Origin of the sequence: Halomonas sp. HNIBRBA4712 (assembly GCF_043558675.1) — a bacterium.
GTDB lineage: Bacteria > Pseudomonadota > Gammaproteobacteria > Pseudomonadales > Halomonadaceae > Vreelandella.
The window spans coordinates 37,659-52,397 of record NZ_JBIFXR010000009.1; the positions used below are offsets into that span (position 1 = coordinate 37,659).

Annotated in this window: 13 protein-coding genes; 5 read left to right on the forward strand and 8 right to left on the reverse strand. The window is 63.0% G+C overall.

Features of this window, described 5'->3' with window-relative positions:
- Positions 1 to 445: 445 nt before the first annotated feature.
- Positions 446 to 1,912: a carbon starvation protein A gene (locus ACGK9R_RS15425; RefSeq protein WP_394582889.1), complete on the reverse strand. Its 1,467-nt coding sequence runs from the start codon at positions 1,910 to 1,912 to the stop codon at positions 446 to 448.
- A 222-nt stretch (positions 1,913 to 2,134) separates the two neighbouring features.
- Positions 2,135 to 2,710 (reverse strand): superoxide dismutase [Cu-Zn] SodC, encoded by a 576-nt coding sequence (gene sodC, locus ACGK9R_RS15430; RefSeq protein ID WP_394582892.1) that lies wholly within the window; start codon positions 2,708 to 2,710, stop codon positions 2,135 to 2,137.
- 156 nt (positions 2,711 to 2,866) lie between these two features.
- On the opposite strand from sodC, the gene ACGK9R_RS15435 reads away from it, so the two are divergent.
- Complete coding sequence (locus ACGK9R_RS15435) at positions 2,867 to 3,625, forward strand: pseudouridine synthase (RefSeq protein ID WP_394582895.1); 759 nt, start codon at positions 2,867 to 2,869, stop codon at positions 3,623 to 3,625.
- 62 nt (positions 3,626 to 3,687) lie between these two features.
- Positions 3,688 to 4,497 carry a tRNA cyclic N6-threonylcarbamoyladenosine(37) synthase TcdA gene (tcdA, locus tag ACGK9R_RS15440; RefSeq protein ID WP_394582898.1) on the forward strand — a complete coding sequence of 270 codons (810 nt, stop codon included), beginning with the start codon at positions 3,688 to 3,690 and terminating at the stop codon, positions 4,495 to 4,497.
- A 55-nt stretch (positions 4,498 to 4,552) separates the two neighbouring features.
- Here tcdA and ACGK9R_RS15445 read toward each other — a convergent pair whose 3' ends face one another.
- Together ACGK9R_RS15445 and ACGK9R_RS15450 are read right to left on the reverse strand one after the other, a co-directional pair.
- Positions 4,553 to 6,064, reverse strand: coding sequence for an AbgT family transporter (locus ACGK9R_RS15445; protein WP_394582901.1), 1,512 nt, complete (start codon positions 6,062 to 6,064; stop codon positions 4,553 to 4,555).
- A gap of 27 nt (positions 6,065 to 6,091) precedes the next feature.
- Positions 6,092 to 7,273, reverse strand: a complete 1,182-nt coding sequence (locus tag ACGK9R_RS15450) for a M20 aminoacylase family protein (protein WP_394582903.1) — start codon at positions 7,271 to 7,273, stop codon at positions 6,092 to 6,094.
- A gap of 143 nt (positions 7,274 to 7,416) precedes the next feature.
- Here ACGK9R_RS15450 and ACGK9R_RS15455 point away from each other — a divergent pair, with 143 nt between their 5' ends.
- Together ACGK9R_RS15455 and ACGK9R_RS15460 are read left to right on the forward strand one after the other, a co-directional pair.
- Positions 7,417 to 8,373, forward strand: a complete 957-nt coding sequence (locus ACGK9R_RS15455; protein WP_394582905.1) for a LysR substrate-binding domain-containing protein — start codon at positions 7,417 to 7,419, stop codon at positions 8,371 to 8,373.
- Complete coding sequence (locus ACGK9R_RS15460) at positions 8,370 to 8,591, forward strand: DUF1653 domain-containing protein (protein WP_394582907.1); 222 nt, start codon at positions 8,370 to 8,372, stop codon at positions 8,589 to 8,591. Before ACGK9R_RS15455 ends, ACGK9R_RS15460 begins: the two co-directional genes overlap by 4 nt.
- Before the next feature lie 178 nt (positions 8,592 to 8,769).
- Here ACGK9R_RS15460 and ACGK9R_RS15465 read toward each other — a convergent pair whose 3' ends face one another.
- The gene (locus tag ACGK9R_RS15465; protein ID WP_394582909.1) at positions 8,770 to 9,456 is read right to left on the reverse strand and encodes a DUF2946 domain-containing protein; all 687 of its coding nucleotides are present in this window, start codon (positions 9,454 to 9,456) and stop codon (positions 8,770 to 8,772) included.
- Between the two features lie 214 nt (positions 9,457 to 9,670).
- Between ACGK9R_RS15465 and ACGK9R_RS15470 the strand changes: the two genes are divergently transcribed.
- Positions 9,671 to 11,038 carry a PepSY-associated TM helix domain-containing protein gene (locus ACGK9R_RS15470; RefSeq protein ID WP_394582911.1) on the forward strand — a complete coding sequence of 456 codons (1,368 nt, stop codon included), beginning with the start codon at positions 9,671 to 9,673 and terminating at the stop codon, positions 11,036 to 11,038.
- A gap of 105 nt (positions 11,039 to 11,143) precedes the next feature.
- Here ACGK9R_RS15470 and ACGK9R_RS15475 read toward each other — a convergent pair whose 3' ends face one another.
- The 3 genes from ACGK9R_RS15475 to ACGK9R_RS15485 form a co-directional block, all read right to left on the reverse strand.
- Positions 11,144 to 12,259: a metallophosphoesterase gene (locus ACGK9R_RS15475; RefSeq protein WP_394582913.1), complete on the reverse strand. Its 1,116-nt coding sequence runs from the start codon at positions 12,257 to 12,259 to the stop codon at positions 11,144 to 11,146.
- A 93-nt stretch (positions 12,260 to 12,352) separates the two neighbouring features.
- Positions 12,353 to 13,768 (reverse strand): FAD-dependent oxidoreductase, encoded by a 1,416-nt coding sequence (locus ACGK9R_RS15480; protein WP_394582915.1) that lies wholly within the window; start codon positions 13,766 to 13,768, stop codon positions 12,353 to 12,355.
- Positions 13,768 to 14,739 (reverse strand): polysaccharide deacetylase family protein, encoded by a 972-nt coding sequence (locus ACGK9R_RS15485; protein WP_394582917.1) that lies wholly within the window; start codon positions 14,737 to 14,739, stop codon positions 13,768 to 13,770. Before ACGK9R_RS15485 ends, ACGK9R_RS15480 begins: the two co-directional genes overlap by 1 nt.

The window sequence follows — 14,739 nt, forward strand, 5'->3', positions numbered from 1 at the left end:
ACCGGGAACCCCGGGTGTCACTTCTCCAGCAGCGCAAGAGCGCCAACAACGCGCAATTGCGCATTCACCAAAGAAGCCATTGACGTTAGCGTTTCGTCTTGAAGCGAGCGCTCGCTTCGCTGTCGATACTGGCAGGTTGGACTCGGTAAGTTGATAACCTGCATCAAGCGCTTATTGGGAGAGTGGAAATTTTGCGTTTGATAAATTGCTGCCCGGCACTACGCATGATGTAAATCAAACGGCGTAAGTAGACCTGTTGATAAAAGTTGAGAAGCACGTCTGGCGTAGCTTGCAAGCTGGCGCTTGGCAAACGCTATTGCGTGAATATAAAGAAGGGAAAACAGAGCAAGAAAACGATAGCGGCAGCCGTTGACGCTAAAAAAGCAGGCTTAAAAGGCGGGAAGAAAAACTGCCCGGCGCGATGGCCGGGCAAAGACTTTACGACTTACCGCTCGCCGGCGTATCCGGCAAAGCCGTGGCTCGATTCAGGTACCGGCTCGTCGACGGTAAAGGTGGCGCGGCTCAGGCGGCGCACCCGCTTCATGAACAGCGCGATGCACACCAGTGTGCCGAGTGCCGCCACCACGTAGCTCATTTGCAGCGGCAGGCCGAAGCCAATGGGCGCGAAGGCGAGATAGGTGAAGGTCGCCATGGTCATGAACACCGCCGGAATCGCCGTGATCAGGTAGGGTTTGCGCGACAGCACAAGATACATGGTGCCTACCCACAGCGCGATGACCGCGGTGGTCTGGTTGGCCCAGGAGAAGTAGCGCCACAAGAGCGTAAAGTCCATGTAGGTCAGCGCGTAGGACATCACGAACAGCGGCAGGGCGATCATCAGGCGCTTGGCGATCGGCTTTTGCGCGATCTTCAGGTAGTCGGCGATGATCATCCGCGCACTGCGAAACGCGGTGTCGCCGGAGGTGATCGGTAAAACGATCACGCCAAGGATGGCGAGGGTGCCGCCGACCGCGCCCAGCATGGTCACGGAGACTTCGCTCACTACCGCGGCGGGGCCACCGGCGGCCAGCACGTCAGACAGCGACTGGTCGCCGTAGAACAGGCTCATGGCCGCAGCGGCCCAGATCATCGCGATCACGCCTTCGGTGATCATCATGCCGTAGAAAATGCGCCGGCCGCTGGACTCGTTCTCCGTGGTGCGCGAGATGATCGGCGTTTGGGTAGCGTGAAAGCCGGAAAGCGCGCCGCAGGAGATGGTCAGAAACAGCAGCGGGAAGATCGGCGCGCCGTCCGGGTGCATGTTCTCAAACGATAGCTCAGGAATTGGCGCGCCGGTGACCACCAGGCCAATACCGATGCCGGCGGCGCTGAACAGCAGCAGGGCGCCGAAGTAGGGGTAGATGCGCCCGATCACCTTATCGATCGGTAGCAGCGTGGCGATCAGGTAGTAAGCGAAGATCGCAAGCGTAATCAGTACCAGCGACATCGAGGTCATGTTGGCCAGAAGCGTCGCCGGCGAGGTGACGAACACCGTGCCCACCAATAGCAGCAGAAGCAGCGCGAAGCCGTTGACCACGTGCTTCATCGCCTTACCCAGAAACTTGCCCGCCAGCTGCGGCAGGTGGGCGCCGTGGTTGCGAATCGAGATCATGCCGGTCAGGTAGTCGTGTACGGCGCCGGCGAAGATGCAGCCGATCACGATCCACACGAACGCGACCGGGCCGTAGAGTGCGCCCAGAATGGGACCGAAAATGGGGCCGACACCGGCGATGTTGAGAAGCTGAATCAATGAGTTGCGCGTCGGGTTCATCGGCACGTAGTCGATGTTGTCGCGCATGCTGTAGGCCGGTGTAGGACGCTTGCGGTCAGCGACGAACACCCGGTCAACGAACTTGCCGTAGGTGAAATACCCTACTATCAGCAGCAGTATCGAAGCGATAAACGTGATCATTGGGAGTACCCGGTGGTCGGTGGCGGTGCAGGAGCGCGGCCAGGCTCAAAAGCCGTCCGCGCGGATTAACCCGCTGAATGTACCGGGTCACTCCTGAATTCTCTCTACGACTTTAGTTTCCCTTTGGCAATATGGACGGAGCTTTCTGGGGCCTCACACGGCAAAACGGGCAGCCGCTGGGCTGCCCGTTGGGTAAACGCTGATGCGTTCGAGCGTAGGCGGTTACGAAGTGGAGTCTGGCGTAACGCCGCACAGCATACGTGCGCCGCCGCCGCCCAGGTGCGGCTCGTCGGAGTAGGTATCGCCGCCTTCATGGATGATCAGGGCGCGGTCGGTCATATCCTCCATGCTCAAACGCGGCGCCAGTACTGGCAGGTTGGCTTCACCATCTTCGTTGACGGTCAGCACCGGTAGGTCACCCAGATGGCCGTCGCCGTAGGGGCCCTGGTGGGTGTCGGTGCCTTCCGGGTCATAGTGACCGCCAGCCGCTTGGGCTGCCGTCATTTCGCCGTCATCATTTTCAGCGGGCTCGCAGCTCGGGTTCTGGTGCAGGTGGAAGCCATACACGCCGGGCTCAAGATCGGTAATGGAGGGCGTGAGCATGACGCCACCAAATTCCGATGACTCAATGGTGACCGTGCCCAGCGCTTCTTGTACGCCATCAGCGGTGACTTCGTGCATGTTGACTTCCAGCGTGCCGCCGTCGGTCGTTGCCTCTGTGTCGTTGCTCTGGGCGTGGGCGGTGGTGGCCAGCAGTACGGCCGCGGCAATGCCGGTCAAGGGAGTGGCTAAACGCATGTTTCGTTCTCCTTTCCTGTTCCGTGGAATCCCTGAAGGGTGTTTACAAGGTAGCTGCTCAGCGTAAAGGGTGCCAATGTGATCGCGTGCGCGCAGGGAACGGATGACAAGCGCCGGTGAAGCCGCGACAATAGCGCCATTTTTTGCGGGGGTGGCATGGCGGCGCTACGCATTCTGTATCAGGACGAGTATCTGGTGGCGGTGCACAAGCCGGCGGGGCTTCTGGTTCATCGCTCCAAGCTCGCCCGTGGGGAGACCACTTTTTTACTTCAGACGCTGCGCGATCAGATCGATCGTCACGTTTACCCGGTGCACCGCCTCGACCGGCCCACCGCCGGGGTGATGGTGCTGGCGCTCGACCCTGAGACCGCCTCGCGCTTGAGTCTAGCGTTCAACGAGCGCGCGGTGGAAAAGCAGTATCTAGCGGTGGTGCGCGGTAAAGCGCCGGCGCGGGAGACGCTCGACTACCCGCTGCGCGAGGAGGATGGCCGCCGGCCCAAGGCCGAGATGCCCGCGCTCGAGGCGCGCACCTGCGTCCGGCGGCTCGATAGCGTCGAGCTGCCGGTGCAGGTCGACCGCTACCCGGTAGCGCGCTATTCGCTGGTGCAGGCGCGCCCGCACACCGGGCGCCGCCACCAGATTCGCCGCCATCTTTCCCGGCGCGGCTACCCAATCATCGGCGACGCCAAGCACGGCAAGAGCGTGCATAACCGCTTTTTCGCCGAGCAGCTCGGTACGCCCGGCCTGCTGCTCGCCGCCACACGGCTTTGCTTCGACCATCCGGCAGGTCCTGGGCACCTGCAGCTCGAGTGCGCGCTGGAGCCCGCCATGGCGGCGCTTTTCGATCGGCTCGGCTGGGCGGGGCATCTGCCGCGCGACCGGGTGACGCGCGCCGATGCGCCGCTTCCCGCGTGACGCTCGCGCCCCCTTATAACGCGTCCGTTTTCCAGAGCCCGTTTTTTAGAGAGAGAGTTCCCATGTCAATCGACGCTTCCAGCGACTACGACTTTCGCTTTGGCGGCATCCGCCGCCTATACGGCCAGCGCGCGGCGGCAGCCTTTCGCCAGGCCCATGTGGTGGTGGTCGGCGTGGGCGGCGTGGGCAGCTGGGCGGCGGAGGCGCTGGCGCGCTCTGGCATAGGCAGGCTCACCTTGATCGATCTCGACGACGTCTGCGTTTCCAACGTCAACCGCCAGCTGCACGCCCTCGATGGCACCATCGGTAAGCCCAAGGTCGAGGTGCTCGCCGAACGCTGCCGGTTGATCAACCCAGGCATCGAGATCGTCGCCGACGCCGCCTTCGTTACGCCGACGAATCTCAGTGATCGCATTCCACAGAGCGCCGACTACGTGGTCGACGCCATCGACAGCGTGATCGCCAAGGCCGCGCTGATCAGCTGGTGCAAGCGCCAAAAGCTTCCGATCATCGTGACCGGCGCGGCGGGCGGGCAGACCGATCCGACTCGCATTCAAGTGGCGGATCTGACCCGCACCGAGCACGACCCACTGCTGGCCAAAGTGCGCTCGCGGCTGCGCCGCGACTACGGCTTCTCGCGCAACCCCAAGCGGCGCTTCTCGGTGGCCTGCGTCTACTCCGACGAACAGCTCGTCTACCCGGGCGCCGACGGCGAGGTGTGCCTGCAAAAACCGGGCCGCGGCGACGCCACAAGGCTCGACTGCGCCTCGGGCTTTGGCGCGGCCACCTTCGTCACCGGCACCTTCGGTTTCGTCGCCGCCTCTAAAGTGCTCGAGCGGCTGGCCAGAAACGCCGCCCAGAGCGAGGCGTGAACGCAAAGCGCCACCCGAAGGTGGCGCCGTGCGTGAGCCTTATGAGCCTGACGGCTTAAAGACCGAAGGGTAGTCCAACGGCGTACCAGATAAAATAAAGCAGCGTCCAGCCACTCAGAATTGCCAGCGAGTAGGGCATGGCCGTGGTCAGCAGGTGGCCCAGGGTGAACGAGCGGTTATAGGTGTGGATTACCGCCAGGATCAAGGGCAGGTAGGGGTTGATTGGCGAGATCGGGTTGGTGGCGGAGTCCGCGATGCGATAGGCCGCCTGGATCGCCTCGGGCTCGAGACCCAACAGCATCAGCATCGGCATGAAGATCGGCGCCATGAGCGCCCACTGGGCCGAGCCGCTGTAGAAGAACAGGTTCACCACCGCCGCCAGCAAAATGAAGCCCAGAATCACGAGCATCGAGGGCATGTTGACGCTCAAGAGCCAGTCGGCGCCGTTGACCGCGGTGACGATCGCCAGGTTCGACCAGTTAAAGATGGCGATGAACTGGGCCACCATGAACACGATCACGATGAAGCCGCACATGTCGCGCATCGCCTCTTCCATCAGTTGGGGCACGTGGCTAGGCCTGGTGATCTTGCCCACCGTCACCCCGTAAACGATGCCGCACAGGCTGAAAAAGAGCACGATGACTGGCACCAGCCCGCTCATGAAGGGCGAAGGCAGAAGGCCGCCCTCGGCGTTTCTAAGCCCGGAGCCTTCCGGCAGGATCAACACCAGCACCGCCGTCACATAGGCCAGCGCCGCGATACCGGTGTAACGCAGCGCCCGGCGCTCGGTCGCACTCAGCTCGGTGCTCTGCTGCGGGGCGTCGCTATCGGCTTGCGGGCGAAAGCGTTCGAGCATCGGCTCGGTGTAGCGGTCGTTCATCACCGTGATGATCAGGGTGATCAGGGGCACCGAGGCGCACATGAAGAACCAGTTCGCCACCACGCTCACTTCATAGCCCGGGCGCACGCTCTGCACCACTTCGGTCGAGATGCCCGAGAGCAGAAGGTCGGTGCCAGCGATGAAGAAGTTGGCGCTGAAACCGGCAAAGATCGAGACGAACGCCACGATGATGCCCGCCACCGGGTTGCGTCCTACGGTCTTGAACATGATCGCGGCCAACGGCGGAATGAGAAATACCGCCGCATCCGAGACCAGGTTGCCGATGATCGAGGTGAAGATCACCGCTGGGGTAATGAAGCGCGGCGACACGCCGCTGAGCATGCGCTTGATCGCCGCGTCCGCTAGGCCCGTTTTCTGAATCAGGCCAAGGGCCAGCACCATCACCAGCACCAGGCCCAGCGGGCGAAAGCTCGTGAAGTTGGTCACCGCGCCGGTCAGCATGAAGCGCAGGCCGTCCCAGCTCAACAGCGAACGCACCTGGATCAGCTCCTGGGTCGCCGGATCGACGACCGGATCGAGCCACACGCTCATCAGCGCCGAAAAGCCCAGCGTCACCACAAACAGCGCGAAGAACATGATGAAGGGGTGGGGCAGCGCATCCGCCAGACGCGCGACGTGGTGCATCACGCCGCCGTTGCCGGCGCGCGAATCGGAGGTCTCTTTCATTGTCATCTCCCGAAAGGTCGTCGGCGCTCAGCGCGGTGCGAGTTCGCGTTGCACCATGGCAACGAAGAAGGACGCCCCGGTGGGGATGATCGCGTCGTTGAAGTCGTACTGTGGATTGTGAACGCTTACGCCGCCTTTCTCGCCTTCGAGGCCGTTACCCAAAAACAGGTAGCAGCCCGGCACGGCGCGCAGCATGAACGAGAAGTCCTCGCTGCCGGAGAGCGGCTGGCAGTCGGTGTTGACCTTCTCCTCGCCGACCAGCCCCTTGGCCACGTCGCAGGCAAGCTCAAAGGCATCCGAATCGTTGACTGTGGCCGGATAGCTGCCGGGGCGAATGGTCAGCGTGGCGCGGGCACCGTAGGCCTCGGCGCTGCTTTCCACCAGCGTCCTGAAGCGCGCCAGCGCGTGCTCGCGAACGCCTTCGTCGAAGGTGCGAACGCACCCCATCATGCGGGCATCATTGGGGATGACATTGAACGTGCCGGAGCCCGCGTGCAGGTCGGTGAACGACAGCACCGCGGAATCGAGCGGCGAGGTGTTGCGGCTGACGACGGTCTGGGCGCTACTGATAATGGAGGCGACTACCGGCATCGGATCGACGGTGTGTTGGGGCATGGCGGCGTGGCCCCCCTTGGCCTGGATGTCGATAACGAAACGATCCGAGCCCGCCAGCAGGGCGCCGTTGCGCACCCACAGCTCGCCGGCGGGAATGCCCGGCATGTTGTGAAGCCCGTAGACCCGATCGCAGGGGAAGCGCTCGAACAGACCGGCGTCGATCATCACCTGGGCGCCGGCCAGCCCCTCTTCCGCTGGCTGGAAGATGAAGTGCACGGTGCCGGCGAAATCCCGGTGCTCGGCCAAGTACCAGGCCGCCGCCAGTAGCATGGTGGTGTGGCCGTCGTGGCCGCAGCCGTGCATTCGGCCTTCGGTTTGGGAGGCGTAATCGAAGGTGTTCTGCTCGGTCATCGCCAGCGCGTCCATGTCCGCGCGCAGGCCGATGGTGCGTGTGCCGGGCTTGCTTCCGCGCAGCACCCCGACCACGCCGGTGCCGCCGATGCCGGTGTGGACTTCATCGAAGCCCCAGGCGGTGAGTTTGTCCACCACCAGCTGGGCGGTTCGCTGCTCTTCGAAGCCCAGCTCCGGGTGGCGGTGAATATCCTGGCGCCAGCGGGTGAATTCGTCGTTATTGGCGATGATGGCATCTATCATGAGGAAAGTTTCCTGAATTCTATTTTGTAATGGCTGAGTCGTTACTGAAAGCGCCATGGCGCTTTTTAGGCCACCAGAAACTTTATACCGGCGCTTCGCGCGGTTTATAGTGACTTGTCACTATCACTCCATGAGTAAATGTTATGGCCCATCGCGGCTTCACCGACGCCCAGATCGAAGCCTTTATGTGGATCATGAAAACCAGCAGCGCCACCGAGGCAGCCAACCGGATGCTGGTCTCCCAGCCCGCTATCAGCCGCATGATCAAGCAGCTCGAAACCCGGTTGGGCTTTGCGCTGTTCGAGCGCCACCACAATCGGTTGATCCCCACCCGACGCGGCACGCTCTTTTATGATGAGGTGGAGCGGGTTCACCTGGGCCTGAACCACCTGCGCCAGTTCGCCGAGCGGCTCAAGCACCGCGCCGCCGGTCAGCTGCGCATCGTCAGCATGCCCTCCTTTGCGATGGCGGTGTTCCCGGCGGTCTCTGCTGCTCTGGCCGAGCAGTTTCCCGAGCTCGAGATCAGCCTCTACTCGTTTCGCTCCCAGCAGATTCCTGAGGACATGATCGCCCAGCGCTTCGACGTCGGTATCACCACCGACACGCGCCCGGACCCGCGCTACCAGAGCCGCCACTACCGCCTGCCCGGAGTCTGCCTGCTGCCCGCCGGCCATCCGCTCTGCGCCAAGCGCGTGATCGACCTTCATGATCTACAGGACGAAACCCTGGTGTGCGGCGAGCCCGACGAGCAAACCCGGCGGCTCATCACCCAAGCCCTCACCGAGCACAGCGTCACGCCGCGCAAGATATGGACCGTCTCGCTGGGGGAAATGGCTACCCGGCTGGTGGCCAACGGCACCGGCCTTGCCATTCTCAACAGCGTCTCCGCCTTCGATGCGCTCCGCTACGCGGTCGAGGTGCGCCCCTTGAGCTTCGACATCGACTACACCTTTCAGGTTATCCTGCCGCTGGAGAAGAACGTCGAAGCGACCATCGCCCCGGTCACGCAGCGCTTGATCGAGCTGGTCGAGGCGAGCATCCAGCAGAGCATCGACACCTTCTCTTTCAACCCTGACGCGACTCGACAAGGAGCCCCATGACCCCACCCGTTCCCGGCATCTACCGCCACTATAAAGGTGCGCTTTACGAAGTCACCGGCACCGCCCATCACAGCGAAACCGAGGAGCCGCTGGTGGTCTACCGCGCGCTCTACGGCGAGTATGGGCTCTGGGTCCGGCCGCTTGCCATGTTCAGCGAAAGCGTCACGCTCAAGGGCCAAACCCAGCCGCGTTTTGTACTGGAAAAAGCGTTCGGCTAAGCCGTAACTGGAAGTATGGCGCGATAGCCGCATCTTTCGAGGTGCGGTTTTTTTTATGCAACAAAAGCAAGTAAACGTTAAAGGTAGAGGCGATTTTAACGCTGTGACGATATAAAAGCGTTCTTTTATGCCGAGTTTAAAGCGCACTAAAGCCGAGTCTTTTATGCTCGTTTAAAAGTTAAAAGACCCTCTTGGTTTTCTCGAATAACGCTTTAAACTCCAGAGCGTTATCCAGGTTTTTCGAAAGCATCGGTCGAGTAAGTGCGGGCGGCCCACGGGTCAGGGCGTGAGGGTAGTTGAGCAGACGAGGCGCTTTGATCGCGGGTGCGATAAAGCGGCCTGAGCGAGCAGCGACCGCCTCCCGGGCAATGACCGGAAGGCTGAGAAACAGCGTCGGCGTGTGCTGCCAGAGCTCGCAGTAGCCGCACAGCACGTGCCAGTGCGAAAGATCTTCGGCGCCGTCGGCGTGGCGATGCTCAGCCATCTCGTGATGCGCCGCCGCGTGATCATGGTGAGCGTGGATCTGTTGATCAGCGTGATGATCGGACGCGTGATGATGCTGGCGCGCATGGTGCTGACCATGGCCGTGATCACCGGCCTGAAACTGCGAGATCAGCGGGCCCACGAACAGCAGTGTCATCGCCAGGTACGCAAACGCCAGCGTCCAACGGTAGCGCAGCGAGCGTGAGGGGCAAAGACGCAGCATCGGCACGGGGTGGCATCCGCCAGTGACAGGAAAACGCCAGTTTAGCATCGGCTCGCCGCCTGGCGTGAAGGGACGCAGCGGCTTATCGTCGCGGCGCCGGTCCGAGCGTGCTGGCACCGGTGATATCGCTTTACCGTTACCGCCGTTTATTTGTTCCATGTCGTTACCGCTGTTTCGGAAAGTAAGTGTCAATACGCCGCTTTAAAACCATTTTCAGAGCGTTTATTGATGCCTCTTTGACGCTTTTTATAACGCTGTCGAAAACATCAAGAGGCGGCTCATGTGTGTCGAACTTCGGGCTAATCGGGCTCGTTAAATAACGGCTGTGCTCTTTTTTTAACCGTAAGTTTTTAGCCGTAAGGGAGAGGGGATCATGGAATCAAAACAAGTCAACTCGGCGCGCGGGCGAACGGGCAAGGTGCTGTTTGCGCTGCTCATGCGCATCCATTTTTATATCGGGCTATTGGTCGGGCCGTTCATTCTCGTCGCCGCGCTCAGCGGTATCGTCTATGTGCTGACGCCCTCGGTGGAGGAGTGGCTCTACCGCGACGCACTGACCGCCAGCTCCCAGGAGGCCGGCGAGCCGCTGGCGCGCCAGATCGAGGCGGCGCAGGTCGCCTCCGGCCAATCCGGGCTTCCGGCGGCGGTGCGCCCGCCCCCGCAAGCGGGCGACACCACGCGGGTCATGTTCGCCGACCCCTCACTCGGGCCTTCGGAGCACCGTGCTATCTTCATCGACCCGGCCACCCTCGAGGTGCGCGGCGATATGACGGTGTATGGAACCAGCGGCATACTGCCGTTTCGCACCGCTATCGACCATTTTCATCGCCACCTTCTGCTGGGGGATGTCGGCCGGTTGTACAGCGAGCTGGCGGCCTCCTGGCTTTGGATCATCGCGCTTCTCGGGCTCGTGCTCTGGGTCGCCCGGCGCCGGGCACTCAAGGGGGCCAGCCCGCGGCTGGCGCGGCGGCGTCACCACGCCACGGTGGGCGTTCTGGCGCTCGTCGGGCTGTTGTTCTTCTCCGCCACGGGGCTGACCTGGTCGCAATGGGCCGGGGGCAATATCGCCGAGCTGCGTAACGCCTGGGGCTGGGGCACGCCCAGCGTCTCGACCCAGCTCGAGGTGCCGGCTGAGCCTGCCAACGCCGACCCTCATGCCGAACATGGCACCAGCCACGCGCCGGTGGCGGGGGCTGCCAGCCGCGAAGGGTTCGACCAGGCGCTGGCGGTGGCGCGCGGAGCGGGCCTGATGGCCGAACGCATCCAGATCGAACCGCCGGTCAGCATCGATCGCGCCTGGCGGGTGGCGGAAATCGACCGCCGCTGGCCGACTCAGGTCGATCAGGTCGCCCTGAACCCGAGCGACATGCGCATCCTCGATCAAACCGATTTCACCACCTTTCCGCTCGCCGCGAAGCTGACGCGCTGGGGAATCGATCTGCACATGGGCGTGCTGTTCGGGCTGGCCAACCAGCTGGTACTGGCGCTGTTTGCCGGTGCCCTGGCGTTTCTGGTGGTGTGGGGGTATCGCATGTGGTGGCTGCGCGTCAGAAGCACCACGGTCAATCAGGCCCAGACCATGACCGCGCTGTTCATCATGCTGCCGCTGGTGGCAAAGCTCGGCCTGGTCGTGATTCTGGTGCTGCTGGGACTCGCGCTGCCGGTGATGGGGGGAAGTCTCATTGCCATCGTGGCGATCGATCTTCTGCGCTGGGCATTCTCCCGGCATCGGCGCGCGTAGAGCGCTGTTTGGGCCTGCTTTATCAGATCGATAAGCTCGACCGGTTCGACCTGGTGATCGTCGAAGAGCCGACGCAGGCGGGCGACGCCGATAAGACGTAACGCCTCAGCGCCCGCGCAGCGTGATCAGGGTAAGCTCCGGCTCGGTGCCCAGGCGCAGCGCGAAGCCCGGCCACAGCGCGGTGCCGCTACTAAGGTAAAGCGTCATCGCGCCGAGCTCGTAGACCCCGGAGACGAAGCCCTCGTTGGCCCGCGCTACGAGCCGATCGAACCCCACCATCATGCCGCCGTGGGTATGGCCGGAAAGCTGCAAATCCACCCCCTGGGCCGCTGCCGCGCGGGCGTTGCGCGGCTGGTGATCGAGCAGGATCAACGGCGCGTTTGGCGGCGCACCTGCAAGCGCCGCCGCCAGGTTCGGCCCCGGATAGCCGGCGCCTACCGCCGAGACGTCCGCGACGCCGGCCAGCACTAGCTCGGCGCCATCTCGCTGGATCACCGCGTGGGCGTTGTCGAGTATCTGCATGCCAAGGGTCTCAAAGTGGGCAAGCCACTGACCGGCGCCGAAGTAGTACTCGTGGTTACCGGGGCTTGCGAACACGCCGTCTGCCGCAGTGAGCGAGGCGAGCGGGGCGACATCGCCGCGGCGCGCCTCGAGATCACCGTCGATCAAGTCGCCGGTGATCAGAATGACGTCGGCCTCCAGCGCGTTGGTTTTCGCCACCACCTCCTCTACCCAGGGCCGCTCGAACAGCCGGCTGATGTGCAGATCGGTCAGGTGAACGATTCGGTAGCCCTCGAACGCCTCGGGCAGATCGTCGATGGCAATCTCGACCTCCTTGAGCGGTGGCACTTTGGCCGCCTGGTTCACGGCAAAGGCAGCTATGCCTAACGCCAATGCCCCCAGTGCGTAGCGAAGCGCGGCGGGAATCTTCAACCTTCGCCGCTTGATAACGGCCAGCCCCAGCGTCACCGCATCCACCGCAAGCTGCATCAGCGCCAGAAAGATCATCGCCCCGAACAGCAGATTGACGACCAGCACCATGGGCCTTGGCACTTCCGGCGAGAACATGCTGCCGAAGGCGAGCTGAGTCAGCAGATGGTGCTGGGAAACGAGCAGCAACAGCGTCGAAAGCGCCACTTTGCTCCACCGCGGCCAGCCAAGCGGCGCCAGCACGCGCAGAATCACGATCAAACAGGGCAGTGAAACCAGCAGGTGAAACATGAAAACTCTCGCGGTAGGCGTCGGGGCGGGCAGCAAACCACGAAATCAAGGGCTAGGCAAAGCCCTTGATGGATATCGTATCAACGCCGTGGATCAGGCATCGGTTGCGGTAGCGTCCAAAAGCGCCGCCGCGTTTTCCCCGGCGACGGCGCCCAGCACCACGGCGCTCAAGAGCCCGTTGCCCGAAAGGTAGCCGCTGTCGCCGGCGCCGGATACGCCACGCGCGGCACCGCCGGCGGCAAACATGTTGGGCAGAGGCTGGCGCTGGCGATTCATCACCCGCGCCTGAGTATTCACCTCGAGCCCACCCTGGGTATGAAAGAGCGCCCCGGTCACACGAACGGCGTAGTAGGGCGGCGAGAGCAGGTTGGCAGGTTCGAAAGTGCGGCCAAACGCATCCGGCGTTTGCGCTCGGGCGTGGCGATGCATGTCGTCGAAGGTGGCCTCCAGCGCATCGAGCGGTATATCAAGGCTCTGGGCCAGCGCGTCGAGGGTGTCGAAGGCGCGCACTGCGCCCGCCTCGAAGGCGTTGCGGTAATCCTCGAACTCGAGGGCGTTGTCATGAATACGCCCGTCGAAAATATTCCAGGCGACGCCCTCGGGCTGGGCGAGTACGTTGGCGGCCTGCTCGGAGTAGCCGCCGTGTTCGTTGGAAAAGCGCTCCCCCAGCAGATTGACCTGCATACCGCCCTGCATCATCAGTGCCCAACTGATCAGGATTTGATGCGGGGTAGCAAGCGACCCATGCCCCTGGCAGGCGGCCAGGTCCTTCGTGCTCGCCCCCATGGCTTCGCCCCACAGCAGCGCATCGCCCTGGTTGCCCTCGTGGCCGTAGTAAAGCGCCTGTTTGAGCGAGGGGATATGGCGCTGAACCAGCGCGGCGTTGCCGCCATAGCCGTTGCAGGCTAAAACAACGGCGTCGCAGCCGATGCGCTCGAGGCTTCCATCCGGTCGTATGATCGTCACGCCGCGTACCCGCTGGTGATCGTCAACGTACAAGTCGATGACCCGGGCTTTCATGAGAATATCCACCCCGGCGCGTTCGGCGGCGCTCAGGAGTGCTCCCATCAGCTCCTCGCCGGTGCGCCGGGGCGTGGCGTGCATGCGAAGCCGCCGGTGGCCGGGGTAGAGAAAGCCCTCGACCAGCTCGAAAGGTACTTCATGGGTGTCCGCCAGCCACTCTATCGTCGGCCCGGACTCGCTAGCCAACAGCTCGACGATCGCCGGGTCGGCCTGAAAGCCGTTCTTGCGCTGGATGTCTTCGGCCATGAGCGCCGGGGTGTCTTCCACCTCCAGCGCTCGTTGAAAACGGGTATTGGCGGCGGGAATGAAGCCCTGGGACATCGCGGTACTGCCGCGGGGGAGCGCATCACGCTCGAGCACGGCAAGCTCGATGCCCGCCTCGCGCGCCTTGAGCGCGGCCACCAGGCCGCAGGCGCCGGCACCGATGATGATAAGCGGCAGATGGAAATCGAACTCATCGGCTTGGGTATAGGAATGAACGGCCATCAGCGCCCTCCTTCGTGACTATCCGGGTCAGTTCCCGGCGCCACCGTTGATGCTGACGCCTGGAAGGCGTCGACGATCTCGCCTGCCGTCGCCTGCCACACCTCTTCGCAGCCGCTGATGTGGGACAGCACTTCTTCGAGACAGGCGATACGGTGCGGCTGGCCGACGAGCCAGGGGTGCAGGTTCAGCGCGAATAGTCGCCCGCCCGCCGTGCGCGACTCCTCGAGCAGAAAATCGAAGGCATCCTTGACCTGCGCGACCCAGGCATCCTCGGAGTGCAGGTTCTGGCTCATGACGAACTGATCCTCGATCTCGGTGGCAAGCGGCATCATGGTGAGCGCGCCCGAGGCGGTCTCGAAGGCGTAGGGCAATTCGTCGTTGACCCAGTCGGCGCAGTACTCGATGCCGCTGTCGGTCAAAAGATCCGGCGTGTTGAAGCTCTGGTGCTTGGCCGGGCTGAGCCAGCCGCGAATGGTTTGGCCGGTCACGCGGCCAAGAGTGTCCACCGAGCGTTTGACCAGCTCCGTCTCTTGTTCGACAGGCTGGCCGCCGTAGTGCAGGTGATCCATGTTCCAGCCGTGGGCGATGAACTCACCGCCGTGTTCCTGCAGGCGCTTGACCAGATAAGGCGTCTGCTCGGCAAGCTGGGCGTTGATCGCGTAGGTCGGCGTGATGGCGTACTTCTCGAGGGCCTTGAGCACCCGATAGATGCCCACCCGGTTGCCGTAGTCGCGCAGCGAAAAGTGGCGCAGATCCGGGTAGGGCATGGTCATGCCGTTGGGTACCTTGAACGGCTCGCCGCGCTGGTTGAGCGGATAGAACTGCAGCGACACGTTGATCCAGACCGCCAGCGTCTTGCCGCCAGGCCAGGTAATAGGCGCGCGTTCGTCGAGCATCGACCAGGCATAGCGGTCGTGGTCGTAGCCGTAACGGCGCAGGGGGTAGTCGAGGTAATCGTCGTTGAGCGCCAT

Coding starts and splice junctions, on each gene's coding strand:
- ACGK9R_RS15425 (WP_394582889.1), bottom strand. CDS start 1,912: ATGATCACGTTTATCGCTTCGATACTGCTGCTGATAGTAGGGTATTTC.
- sodC (WP_394582892.1), bottom strand. CDS start 2,710: ATGCGTTTAGCCACTCCCTTGACCGGCATTGCCGCGGCCGTACTGCTG.
- ACGK9R_RS15435 (WP_394582895.1), top strand. CDS start 2,867: ATGGCGGCGCTACGCATTCTGTATCAGGACGAGTATCTGGTGGCGGTG.
- tcdA (WP_394582898.1), top strand. CDS start 3,688: ATGTCAATCGACGCTTCCAGCGACTACGACTTTCGCTTTGGCGGCATC.
- ACGK9R_RS15445 (WP_394582901.1), bottom strand. CDS start 6,064: ATGAAAGAGACCTCCGATTCGCGCGCCGGCAACGGCGGCGTGATGCAC.
- ACGK9R_RS15450 (WP_394582903.1), bottom strand. CDS start 7,273: ATGATAGATGCCATCATCGCCAATAACGACGAATTCACCCGCTGGCGC.
- ACGK9R_RS15455 (WP_394582905.1), top strand. CDS start 7,417: ATGGCCCATCGCGGCTTCACCGACGCCCAGATCGAAGCCTTTATGTGG.
- ACGK9R_RS15460 (WP_394582907.1), top strand. CDS start 8,370: ATGACCCCACCCGTTCCCGGCATCTACCGCCACTATAAAGGTGCGCTT.
- ACGK9R_RS15465 (WP_394582909.1), bottom strand. CDS start 9,456: ATGGAACAAATAAACGGCGGTAACGGTAAAGCGATATCACCGGTGCCA.
- ACGK9R_RS15470 (WP_394582911.1), top strand. CDS start 9,671: ATGGAATCAAAACAAGTCAACTCGGCGCGCGGGCGAACGGGCAAGGTG.
- ACGK9R_RS15475 (WP_394582913.1), bottom strand. CDS start 12,259: ATGTTTCACCTGCTGGTTTCACTGCCCTGTTTGATCGTGATTCTGCGC.
- ACGK9R_RS15480 (WP_394582915.1), bottom strand. CDS start 13,768: ATGGCCGTTCATTCCTATACCCAAGCCGATGAGTTCGATTTCCATCTG.
- ACGK9R_RS15485 (WP_394582917.1), bottom strand. CDS start 14,739: ATGGCGCTCAACGACGATTACCTCGACTACCCCCTGCGCCGTTACGGC.